This is a genomic window from Pantoea sp. sgz302252 (assembly GCF_042610525.1).
Classification (GTDB): domain Bacteria; phylum Pseudomonadota; class Gammaproteobacteria; order Enterobacterales; family Enterobacteriaceae; genus Erwinia.
On sequence record NZ_JBHDVM010000001.1, the window covers coordinates 649055 to 661835 of the forward strand.

At 58.2% G+C, this 12781-nt stretch carries 4 protein-coding genes; 3 read left to right on the forward strand and 1 reads right to left on the reverse strand.

Going from position 1 to position 12781, the window contains the following annotated elements:
• Window positions 1-23 precede the first annotated feature (23 nt).
• Window positions 24-2198 carry a TonB-dependent siderophore receptor gene (locus tag ACETPC_RS02940; RefSeq protein WP_380178417.1) on the reverse strand — a complete coding sequence of 725 codons (2175 nt, stop codon included), beginning with the start codon at window positions 2196-2198 and terminating at the stop codon, window positions 24-26.
• 280 nt (window positions 2199-2478) lie between these two features.
• On the opposite strand from ACETPC_RS02940, the gene fes reads away from it, so the two are divergent.
• From fes to ACETPC_RS02955, 3 genes are read left to right on the forward strand one after another with little or no spacing between them, the layout of a single operon-like run.
• Window positions 2479-3828 carry an enterochelin esterase gene (gene fes, locus ACETPC_RS02945; protein WP_380178419.1) on the forward strand — a complete coding sequence of 450 codons (1350 nt, stop codon included), beginning with the start codon at window positions 2479-2481 and terminating at the stop codon, window positions 3826-3828.
• Window positions 3803-4003: an MbtH family protein gene (locus ACETPC_RS02950; RefSeq protein ID WP_380178421.1), complete on the forward strand. Its 201-nt coding sequence runs from the start codon at window positions 3803-3805 to the stop codon at window positions 4001-4003. The genes fes and ACETPC_RS02950 overlap by 26 nt, the downstream gene beginning before the upstream one ends.
• Window positions 4004-4024: 21 nt before the next feature.
• The gene (locus tag ACETPC_RS02955; protein ID WP_380178423.1) at window positions 4025-12421 is read left to right on the forward strand and encodes an amino acid adenylation domain-containing protein; all 8397 of its coding nucleotides are present in this window, start codon (window positions 4025-4027) and stop codon (window positions 12419-12421) included.
• Window positions 12422-12781: the final 360 nt, after the last annotated feature.

Genomic DNA, 12781 nt, shown 5'->3' on the forward strand with positions numbered 1-12781 from the left:
AGCCATTTTTTACAACTAAGCGGCTACCAGCTATAACTCACCGAACCCACAATAGTGCGGCCGCTGCCGTAGAAGCAGGCGGAGGTATTGCTGCACGAGGAAACGTAATGCTTGTCCGAGATATTATTCACGTTCAACTGCACGGTTGTGCCGCGCAATGCAGGCAGCGCTTCGTCCAGTTCGTACTTCGCCATCGCGTCATACAGCGTGTAGTGCGGCACTCGCATTTGGCCCACGTAGTCGCCTGCCGCCGTGCCGGTGTAGCGAACGCCGGTTCCCAGCGTCAGCCCTTTCAGTGCGCCGTCCAGGAAACTGTAGCTGCCCCAGCCGGAAGCGGCATGGCGCGGAATGTTCGGCGGCGTATTGCCGGTCTGCCCTGCAATGTTGCTGGCCTTGGTAACTGAGTCGGTATAGGTATAGGCCAGGATCGCTGCAATCTCTGGCGTTAACTGGGAGTGGAGTTCGGTTTCCACGCCTTTGGAACGCACTTTGCCGATCTGCTCGTTATAGCCGGTGACGCTGTTATATGAGCTGATGTTTTTCTGATTGATATGGAAAGCGGAAAGCGTCAGCACGGTATCCGAGCCGGTTGGCTGAAATTTGATCCCCGCTTCGGCCTGCTCGCCTGTGGTTGGCTTAAAGGGATCGCTGCCAGGCGCCCCGCTGTTCAGGTTCGGCTCAAACGAGGTGCTATAGCTGATATAGGGCGAAATGCCGTTATCAAAAGCGTAAAGCAGACCCGCGCGGCCGGTTAGCTTGTTGTCGTTCTGCTGAATATCGGTTGCCGCCACGTGATCCTGGGTGCGCACTTCCGTCCAGTCGTTGCGGCCGGAAAGCAGCAGATTCCAGTTTTCCCACTCCAGCTGATCCTGCAAATAAACGCCGATCTGATCCAGTTTGGTTTGCGTGCTGGTGGTCAGCGAAAAGTTGCTTTCATTAACGCTGACGCGCGTCGGGTTTGTCCAGTCGAGGGTATAACGCGCCGTATTGTTATCGCGCCATAATTTGCTGTCGATGTCGCTCCATTTATAGTCCAGCCCGGCCAACATAGTGTGCCCAATCTGGCCGGTTGCGAACTGCGCTTTTAGCTGATTATCAAGGCCCAGCTCTTCTGTCTGAACTTTATCATGCTGTGGCCGACGGTTAATTGAATGGTCGTTGTTACGGTTATTCGCCGTGGTAAAGACCAGATACTTATAGGATTCGTCAATATTGGTGTAGCGCAGGTTCTGCTGGAAGCTGAACACATCGTCAAAGGTGTGCTCAAAGATATAGCCGATCGAAGCCTGCTTGCGCTTCGACTCATGATAGCTGGGATCGCTGACGTTAAAGTCATAGGGAATATAGCCAGCGCTGGTGCCGTAAAGCGTGCCCTGCGCCGGTAAAAAATTGCGGTATCCCGCTTCCGGCTCGTCCTGATAGCTGGTCAGCAGCGTAAAGCTGGTATCAATGTTCGGCATCCAGGTCAGCGCTGGCGCAATTGCTACGCGCTGCTGCTTCTCGCCCCGTACAAATTCATGTTTGGTGCTGGCCGTGCCGTTCAGGCGATAAAACAGCGTGTTGTCATCGTTGAGCTTGCCGCCCAGATCGAATGCCGCTTCGCCATAATGCTTATTGCCGCCGCTGAGCTGCACTTTATGCAGGCTTTGCGCCGTTGGCCGCTTGCTGGTCATGCTCACCAGTCCGCCGGGACTGACCTGGCCGTAGAGCACGGAAGCCGGGCCGTGGATCATTTCTACACGTTCCAGCAGCCAGGGATCGATCTGTCCCGATCCGCCGCCGCTGCGAGCGGAAAGCCCGTAGGTTAATCCATCCAGCACTTTAGGCGCGTAGCGGAAGCCGCGGCTGATGATCTCATCGTTACGGTTGGAGTTGCCGCGATAGTTGGTGACGACGCCGCTGGAATAGCTCAGCGCATCCGCCACTGACGGCACGGCCTGGTCGTCCATTTGCTGACGCGTTACTACGGAGATTGACTGCGGCGTTTTGCGTAGCGGCGTGGCCGTTTTGGTACCGGAGGCGCTCTCTTTCGCCACAAGGCCCTGTCCCGGCGCGGTAACGCTTTCCTGCGCTTCCGCACTTACGGTAATCGTCTGTTCCGCCCCTGTCGCCGCGCAGGCGGCCAGCATCAACGCAATCTGCAAAGCGGATTTTTTGAAAGGTAAGGTTGCTAATGTTTTCACTGGATTTCTGGTCATGATAGCCATCTCATTTAACTGCCCTGTCAATAAATTCCGCTAATAGATGACGCGTCCGTCTGGCGCTTATCGCGGAGTGTAAAGTGCCTCTTTCAGAAGAATCGCCTGCCTTAACGCAAATATTCGCTCCGGTTACCTGATATTTCCGAAAGTAAAAAAGCGGAAAAAATCATATTGCAAATGTAAATAGTTATCAATAGCATTCACATTAAGATTTATTTTGTAATGACTATGGAGAAACCGGGGTTATTTGTCACCAGGTATTTCCGGGGATAGAAAAATGTTACAGCAGACCTTACCGGCAGGCAGCGTTGAACGCTGGCTGACCGCAAAAGATGTGGGAAAGGCTTCCTGGTGGCGGAAAATCGAGGATACAGGAACGCCGCTAATGGAACAGGCTGAGGATCGGCGGATAGTCATGCATTTTTTATGGCGCGATCCCGAAGGTGACGAGCGTTTTTCATCAACGCAGCGCGTTTATATTGAGATCGGCGGCGTAGTAAATCATCACAGCCCCGATCCAGAAAGTCTGCAACGGCTGCCCGGTACTGACGTCTGGCACTGGTCAGTGGAAATTGAAAACGACTGGCGTGGCAGCTACTGCCTGATCCCTGTCAGCGAGTTACCGCCAGACTTTAGCGGCGATGCCGAAGCTCAACGTCTGCAGCAGCGTGCCTGGTGGATCTCGCTGATGCCGCTGGCCATTGCCGATCCGCTTAATCCGCTGCGCCCTTTCTTAAACAGCCGCCGCTTTAGCCGCAGCGCGGCGCAAATGCCGAACGCGCCCGTTTGTGATGTATGGCAACGCTGGGATCGCGGCGAAGCTCTGGCGGAACCTGCACCTCCCCAATTGCTGGCATGGCACAGCACGCTGCTGAAAAACCAGCGGCGGGTCTGGCTGTGGGCCAGCGGCGCGAGCCGGCAGCCAGAGCAAAGGCCGTTAATCCTGGTGCTGGACGGGCAAAACTGGGTGCAGGGCCAGCCTGTTTTCGCCGCGCTGGAAAGCGAAACCGCTGCGGGTCGCCTGCCGCCCGCCTGCTGGCTGTTTATCGATGTGATAGATGGCCGCCACCGCGAGGCGGAGCTGCCCTGTAATCCGCTGTTCTGGCAGGCGGTAACAGAGGAGCTGATCCCGCTGGCGGCACAGCAGCAGCCTTTCAGCTCGTTGGCGGAGCGAACTCTGGTCGCCGGGCAGAGCTATGGCGGCCTGGCGGCGCTCTACGCCGGGCTGCATTTCCCACAGCGCTTTGGCCGCGTGCTGACGCAGTCCGGCTCATTCTGGTGGCCCAACCTGAATTTTATTCACGATTTCGCCGGGCGCGAACAGCACCAGCCTGGCCTGCTGCAGCGGTTGCTCGCTCAGGGAGAATTGCCAGCCGGAAAGCTGCGTATCTTCCAGGAAGCCGGCCGCCGCGAGCGCAATATCGCTTTTGTTAACCAGCAGCTGGCGCCTGCCTTGCAGGCGGCGGGACATCAGCTGCATTTTCGACTTTTTTCGGGCGGCCATGACGGGCTGTGCTGGCGCGATGGTCTGATTGAAGGCTGCCGCTGGCTGCTGGCCGACCTGGTGCCCTTTTCCCCCTCTTTACCTTCCGGAGACGTGCATGATCGAACAACAGAATCCTTTTGACGACGAGACGCTGGCCTTTCGCGTGCTGATTAACGAGCGGGAACAATACAGCCTGTGGCCCGCTTTCGCGCCAGTCCCTGCGGGCTGGCAAAGCGTCGCCGGGCCAATGCCGCGTGCTCAGGCCATCGACTATATCGAAACGCACTGGCTTGCCATGCAGCCTGCCGCCGTCTGACCATTACAAGGAAGCATTATCTTGACCGATCTTATTTCACCTGAGCTGCAGGCGCAGCAGGCGTGGCCGCTGGTCGCCGCCCAGCCGGGCATCTGGATTGCTGACCAGATCGCGGCACGCCGCAATATTTTTGCCGTCGCCCACTATTGCGAGCTGCATGGCGATATCGATCGCGCTGCGATGGACAAAGCTATTCGCCACACGCTGCAGGAAGCGGATACCGTCCGGGCAAAATTTGGCCTTGCGGAAGACGGCACGCCGGTACAGTGGTTTGCAACGCAAGCAGCCATTATTGCGCCGGAATGGTATGACTTTAGCCAGCGTCCACAGGCAAAACAGCGCGCTATAGCGCTGATGCAGGAAGATCTGGCCGCCGAACTGCCTGCAGAAGGAAGCCGCCCGCTTTACCGCCACGTTTTGATCCGCATTAGCGACGATGGCTGGCTATGGTATCAGCGCTATCACCATTTAGTGGTGGACGGTTTCAGTTTTGAAGCCCTGACCGACCGTATAGCCTCGCTTTACCAAACTTTCCGCCAGGGCCAGGCGGCCTCGCCTTCGCCTTTTACGCCTTTTACTGCCGTGGTGGAAGAATACCAACAGTGGCAGGGTTCTGAGCGCTGGCAGCGGGCGGCGGAACACTGGCAGCGTTATACGCAGGATTTACCGGATGCGATTACGCTGGCCCGCAGGGAAAATAGTTTTGCGGCAAGCAGTGCGCCGATCAAGCAGCAAATCAGCCTGGATGTTGCCGCGCTGCGCCAACTTCCGGAGCTGCGCGAAGTGGCGGAAGGCGAAATCGCCAGCGCGTTGCTGATCGCTTTCCTGTCACGCTGTAGCGGTCGTCGTCGGCTTTCAGCCGGTTTTCCCTTTATGCGCCGTATGGGCTCGAGCGCGCTAAGTGCGCTGGGGCCGGTGGTTAACGTTCTGCCGCTGATCTTAAACGTAGAGGAAGGTATGACGCTGCCTGTGCTGGTAGCGCAGTTGCAGAACGAAATCAAAAAAGCACGCCGTTTCCAGCGTTACGAGGCGGAGGATTTACGCCGCGACCTCGGTTTGGTGGGCAGCGGAAAAAAACTTTATGGGCCAGCGATTAACGTCAAGGTCTATCATAAACCGCTGATGTTCGACGGCATTGCCGCCCAAACCCATACTCTCGCCATGGGGCCGGTGGAAGATCTGGAATTTGAAGTCGGCTTTCGCAACGGCCAGCTACAGCTTACGCTGGTCGCTAACCCGGCACGCTACAGTCAGGAGGATTTGCAGCGTCATAGCGAGCGAATTGACTGGATGCTGCGTCAGCTTTGCGCTCAGCCTCAGCTCGCGCTGGATGAGCTTTCGCTGCTGCCCCTATCGGAACAGGCGCTGATCGACAGTGTTAACAGCACTCAGATGACGCTACCTGCGGAGACTTTGCAGCAGGCAATCCTGGCTCAGGCCGCCCTGACGCCGGAAGCGATCGCGCTGAGCGATAGTGACTTTCAGCTCAGCTACCGGGAAATGGTGCGCCAGGCTGAGATCCTCGCCGATCGGCTGATCGAAGCGGGCGTAAAACCTGGCAATATCGTTGCCGTTGCCCTGCCGCGCTCGGCGCGTCTGAGCCTTGCGCTGACCGCTATTCTTTTAGCTGGCGGCGCGTGGCTGCCGCTGGACACTGGCTATCCCGACGAGCGGCTGGCGCTGATGGTCGAAGATGCGCAGCCCGCACTGGTGATTACCGAAACGGCGCTGGCGGAACGCTTTGCTTCGCTCGGCTCATTACTGATGTTTGATCAACTGGAAGAAGGCGCGGTTAAAACTCGTCATGCATTGCCGCAGGCTGATGCCGAGCGCCCTGCTTACGTTCTTTATACCTCCGGCTCCACCGGCAAGCCTAAAGGCGTTATTGTCGGCCAGCGCGCCATCGTTAACCGTCTGCGCTGGATGCAGCACGAATATTCGCTGACCGCCAGCGATGTGGTGCTGCAAAAAACGCCGTGCAGCTTCGACGTGTCGGTCTGGGAGTTCTTCTGGCCGCTGATAACCGGCGCGCAGCTTTTTATGGCGCCGCCGGAAGCACATCGCGATCCGCAGACGCTGTGGCAGTTAATTGACGATCACCGTATTACCACGCTGCACTTTGTGCCCTCGATGCTGGCCGCTTTTGTCGGTCATGTGCAGCAGAAAAATATCTGCCCAACGCTGAAGCGCGTCTTTTGCAGCGGCGAGGCGCTCTCCTGCGAGCTGGCGCGAAACTGGCAGCAAATCTGCGCGGCCCCGCTGCATAACCTCTACGGCCCGACCGAAGCCGCCGTGGACGTCACTTATCAGCCTGCAACTGGCGAAGCGCTGGAAACCTTTACCGGGCCGGGCGTGCCGATCGGCCTGCCGGTCTGGAACACGCAGCTGCATATCCTTGATGCCCTGCTACGGCCGGTGCCGGTTGGCGTGGCGGGCGATCTCTATCTGGCAGGCGTACAGCTGGCGGATGGCTACCTGCACCGTGCCGATTTAACGGCGCAGCGCTTTGTCGCCTCGCCGTTCGCGCCGGGCGAACGCATGTACCGCACCGGCGATATTGCCTGCTGGAACGAAAATGGCGCGGTTGAGTATCTGGGCCGCAGCGACGACCAGCTGAAAATTCGCGGCCAGCGCATTGAGCCGGGCGAGATCGAACAGGCGCTACAGGCATTGCCGGGCGTAAGCGTGGCGGTGGTGGCGGCAAAAGCGCTGACGCAGAGCCAGACCGGCGCAGATAACCGCCAGCTGCTGGCGTGGCTGATCGCCGAACCTGGCGTGCAGCTGGATACCGAACAGGTAAAAGCGCAGCTGGCGGAAAGACTTCCGGCACATATGCAGCCGGTGAGCTATATGCTGATCGACGAGCTGCCGCTGAGCGCCAACGGCAAGCTGGATCGCAAGGCCCTGCCGCTGCCGAAGCTGGCACAGCGCGAAGGCCGCGCACCGCAGAGTGAACACGAAAAGCGGGTAGCTGATTTCTTCGTTCAGCTGCTCGGCTGCGAACAGGCTTATCTGGAAGATGATTTTTTTGCCCTGGGCGGCGACAGTATTTCCGCTATGGGCCTGAGCACGGCGGCGCGGCGCGCGGGTTACCAGCTGCGTCCGCGCGATATCTTTGCCGAGCGTAGTGTGGCGCGCATTGCCCGCGCTATGTTGCCATTGGCGGAACAGAGTGCTGTGCCTCGCGTGCCGCAACAAGGCGCAGTTAATGGACTGCCTGTGCTGCACTGGTTCAGTGACCAGGCGGGAATTAACGCCCGGTTTGTACATGGCGTATTTGTTGCTGTTCCGCCTGAGCTGACGCAGCAGGCGCTGGATGAGGCGCTACGCCAGCTCAGCGAGGCGCATCCTGTTTTACGCGCATTTACCCGCGATGGCGAGCTGATAGTAGGTGAAACGCATAGCGCGCCTTTACACAGTCGAACAGTAGCCTTTACCCAGGATAGAGAAATTGCCGCAGAGTTGGCTTTCTCGGAAGATGCCGCGCGAATCGATCCCGCTGCGGGCATTTTAATGCAGGCGACGTTACTTCAACAGGATCGGCAAAGCCGCGCGCTGGTGCTTACACTGCATCACCTTGCTACAGATGGCGTTTCCTGGCGCGTGCTGCTGGAGGAGTTGCGGCTGGCGCTGACCGAAAACGTGACGCCGTCACCAGAAGAGGTATCGCTGCACGACTGGTCAGCCTGGCAGCTTTCTTCTCTGGCCCAGCGCCAGGCTGAGCTGCCTTTCTGGCAAAAAATGTTGCAGGAACCTGTTCCACTGCTGGGCCAGCGCGCTCTGAGCGCAAAAGAGACGTACGGTCAGGCCCGGCACAAGCGCTCTTTGTTTAATGAAGAGCAAACCCATGCGTTGCTGAACGTGCTACCGCAGCAATATCGTGCAACTACGGAAGAGCTGCTGTTGACGCTGCTTTCCGTTGCGTTGAAACAGCATTTTGCTGCATCACGGCTGCGTTTTACTCTTGAATCGCACGGTCGTGCCGAACCTGAGGCGTGGTGCGATCTCTCGCGCACGCTGGGTTGGCTGACCAGCATCTATCCGGTGGCGATTACGCTACCGCAAACCGGTTCCCAGGCTGAAAACGTGCGTGCCGTGAAAGAGATTTTGCGGGCGATACCCGATCGCGGCATCGGCTATGGGCAGCTACGCTGGCTGGATGCCCGCTCGCCATTAGTGACACTGTCACGTAAGCATGCACCGGAAGTGCTGTTTAACTATCTGGGACGCTTCAGCCAAAGCGAAGCGCTGTGGACGCCGCTGCGTAGCGCCAGCCTCTTCCGTGACGCTTTCGCCGTGATCAAAGATGAGCAAATGCCGCTGCTGCATGCGCTGGAGCTTAATATCTTTGTTGACGAGCAGCCGCAGCACGCTTCGCTGGCGCTGAACTGGAGCTGGGCGGCGGAAATCTTTAGCGACACGGATATTGCAGAGCTGCATCAGCTGATGGCCGGGGCCGTTAATGAACTAATGACATTTGCCACGGCACAGCCGCAGCAGGCACAGGATACTCTGGTCGCTGCGGAGGTCGGGCTGGAAGATAATGCGCTGCTGCGTAAGCTGATCGCTCGTCACGGTCTGTTGACCAAAGCACTCCCGCTGCTGCCGCTGCAAAAAGGATTATTGTTCCATGCTCAGACCAGCGACCAGAAAGGGAGCTATAACACGCTCACCAGTTTGACCCTCAGCGGCGATATTCGTCGGGAACAGATTCAGGCCGCGCTGAATGCAGTAGTGCGCCACCATCCGCAGCTGGCCGCTCGCTTTGACAGCGAACTCTGCGTGGAGCCTGTGCAGCTGCTGCCGTTGCTGAACGAAGGCGATCACTGGCTACTGGAAGAGCATTGCCTGCCGCCGCTGTCGCCGGAAGAAGAGGCCGCCGAATTGATCAGGCTGGAAAAGCAGGCGCTAAGACGCGATCTTTTCAACCAGTCGGTCATGCTGCATGCCCTGCTTATCCGCCACGGCGAACGCGCGACGCTGCTTTTAAATGCGCATCACCTGGTAGTGGATGGCTGGTCGACGCCGGTTATCGTTCAGGATCTGCTTACCGTGCTGTGGCGCGGTGAGCAGGCACTGGCCGCTCACGATTACGATTACGCCGCAATAGTTCGCCACCTGGCCGCCCGAGATGCCGGACAGGCGCAGTCAATGTGGCAGAAGAGCCTGCAGGATGTGCGGCCTACGCTGCTGTTTGAACAGCCAGCAACAGACGAAGTGCATGAAATCCGTATGCGGCTGTCCTCTGAGCTTGAGCAAGGGTTGGCACAGCTTTGCCGCAGCCGCGGCCTGACGTTGAATACCCTGATGCAGGGTGTTTGGGGCATGCAGCTGGCGATAAGTTGCGGACAAACGGACGTGGTGTTTGGCTCGCCGGTTTCCGGACGCTTTGGGCAAACCGACGGATTAGATCAGCATGTCGGCCTCTTCAGCAATACGCTGCCTGTTCGCCTGCGTTTTGATGCAGAAAGCTCGCTTCCGGAGCAGCTTGCTGAGCATCAGAAACAGCAAATTCAGCTGATTGAGCAGGATTGCCTGGGACTGGCGGAGATTCAGCAGCTGGCGGGACGCGGCACGCTGTTCGATACCTTACTGGTAGTAGAAAACTATCCTGATAACCAGTCGCTGCTGCGTCAGGAAGCGGGACTTCGCTGCGAGGCTATCCATAACCGCGGCTATACTCATTACCCGTTAACGCTGCTGGTGCTGCCGCATGACGGCCTGACATTAATCATGGAATATCGTGACAGTGTCACTAATGCTCAAGGTTTTGCTGACAGGCTGTTACTGCTGCTTGAGCAGCTGGTGAGTCAACCCGATCTGCCGCTGGCGCAATGGCAATTACAGACTTTGCAAGAACAGGCGCTGATTACCGCCGCCAATAAAACTGATATCGCTTTACCAACGGAAACGCTGCAACAGGCGATTCTGGCGCAGGCCGTCCTGACGCCGGATGCGATCGCGCTGAGCGATAGTGACTTTCAGCTCAGCTATCGGGAAATGGTGCGCCAGGCTGAAATCCTTGCAGCGCGTCTGATTGAGGCGGGCGTTAAACCTGGCGATATTGTTGCCGTGGCCCTGCCACGCTCGGTACGCCTGAGCCTTGCCCTGACCGCGATCCTGCTGGCTGGCGGCGCATGGCTGCCGCTGGACACCGGCTATCCCGATGAGCGGCTGGCGCTGATGGTCGAAGATGCGCAGCCCGCGCTGGTGATTACCGAAACGGCGCTGGCGGAACGCTTTGCCTCGCTCGGTAAACTGCTGGCATTCGATGCACTGGCGGATGAAACCACATTGCCGTCTGACTCGTTGCCGCAGGCGGATGCCGATCGCCCTGCTTACATTCTTTATACCTCCGGCTCCACCGGCAAGCCCAAAGGCGTTATTGTCGGCCAGCGCGCCATCGTAAACCGTCTGCGCTGGATGCAGCACGAATATTCGCTGACCGCCAGCGATGTGGTGCTGCAAAAAACGCCGTGCAGCTTCGACGTGTCGGTCTGGGAGTTCTTCTGGCCGCTGATAACCGGCGCGCAGCTTTTTATGGCGCCGCCGGAAGCGCACCGCGATCCGCAGACGCTGTGGCAATTGATAGACGATCACCGTATCACCACGCTGCACTTTGTGCCCTCGATGCTGGCCGCTTTTGTCGGCCACGTGCAGCAACAAAATATCTGCCCAACGCTGAAGCGCGTCTTTTGCAGCGGCGAGGCGCTTTCCTGCGAGCTGGCACGGGACTGGCAACAGATCTGTGCGGCACCGCTGCATAACCTGTATGGCCCGACCGAAGCCGCCGTGGACGTCACTTATCAGCCTGCAACTGGCGAAGCGCTGGAAACCTTTACCGGGCCGGGCGTGCCGATCGGCCTGCCGGTCTGGAACACGCAGCTGCATATCCTCGATGCCATGTTGCGGCCTGTACCGGTTGGCGTGGCGGGCGATCTCTATCTGGCAGGTGTACAGTTGGCGGATGGTTATCTGCACCGTGCCGATCTGACGGCGCAGCGCTTTGTCGCCTCGCCGTTCGCGCCGGGCGAGCGCATGTACCGCACCGGCGATATTGCCTGCTGGAATGAGAACGGCGCGGTTGAATATCTGGGCCGCAGCGATGACCAGCTGAAAATTCGCGGTCAGCGCATTGAGCCGGGCGAGATCGAACAGGCGCTACAGGCATTGCCGGGCGTAAGCGTGGCGGTGGTCGCGGCAAAAGCGCTGACCCAGAGCCAGGCAGGTGTCGATAACCGCCAGCTGTTGGCATGGCTGATCGCCGAACCAGGCGCACAGCTGGATACCGAACAGGTAAAAGCGCAGCTGGCGGAAAGACTGCCGGCACACATGCAGCCGGTCAGCTATATGCTGCTCGAGGAGCTGCCGCTGAGCGCCAACGGCAAGCTGGATCGCAAGGCCCTGCCGCTGCCGCAGCTGGCGCAGCGTGAAGGCCGCGAGCCGCAGAGCGATAGCGAGAAGCTTGTCGCCGACTTGTTCTGCCATCTGCTAAGCCGCGAGCAGGTCTTTGCCGACGATGATTTCTTTGCGCTGGGTGGTCACTCGCTGCTGGCGATGCAGTTGGCAGCAGAGCTACGGCGCAGGGAGCGTCCGCTGGCGATAGGACAAATTATGGCAGCACGCAGCGTAGCGCAGCTGGCCGCCCTTCTCGACGGCGACGGCACGGCTGTAGACGCTGGCAATGGCGAAGTGCTGCCGCTGCGTTCAGGGTCGGGCCCAACGCTGTTCTGTTTGCATCCTGCTTCCGGCTTCGCCTGGCAGTACAACAGTCTGCTGCGCTATCTGGACGGCGGCTATCCGGTTATCGGTCTACAATCGCCGCGTCCGGATGGCGTAATCGCCTTCTGCGAAAGCGTAGAGGCAATGTGTGAGCGCCATCTGGCAACCATCCGCGAATTGCAGCCGCACGGGCCTTACCGGCTGCTGGGTTACTCGCTGGGCGGATCGCTGGCACAGGGAATAGCCGTCAGGTTGCTGCAGGCGGGCGAAACGGTGACATTCCTGGGGCTGCTGGATACTTACCCGGCTGAAGGTCAGGAGTGGCGCACGCCGGACGAGCAGGAAGCGAAAGAAGAAGTAGCGCGCGAACAGGCGCAGTTTATGGCGGCGAGCGAAGCGGAAAGTGATCCGCATCTGCTGGCGGAAAAAGCGGCGATGTTCAATACCATTGTGGCTAACTATAAAGATGCGGTTGCCCGTCTCTCTGTAGCGACCACGCCACGCTATTCCGGCCGGGCCACGCTATTTATGGCGGAAAAAACTGTGCCTGCCGATATGGACGTACGCGCCACCTGGGCGCCGTTTGTCGACGAGCTGGAAATCTGGCCGCTGGCATGCGAACACGCGGATATTCTTTCCACTGACTCGCTGGTCAAGCTTGGGCCATTGATCAACAGTTTGCTCAAACATTGCTGATAAAGCGCGCCACGGAGGGCGCGCTATTCGTAAGCGGCGAAAGCGTCTGCGAACCTGGCCTTGTTGCCTGAGTGCCGGCCATGCTGGGGTGTGAACCTCAGTTTTTATCCATCAGGTGAAATAATAATTCCGTCTTAAAAATGTTAGCGGTGATTATGTTTTTTCTCGGGGCTATTCTGGTTTTTATACTCAATTTAATTAATTTTGGCCTGCGTGTTATCGGAGATTTGATGGTTTTATCTTTAGTGTGCATGCTGTTTTGTTGCATAGGATTTAATAAAGGAATGCTGATTTTTATGCCGGTTGGTTTTTTCTCTGCAGGAACTTCGCTATTTTTTAATATCTATACCAGACTCTATT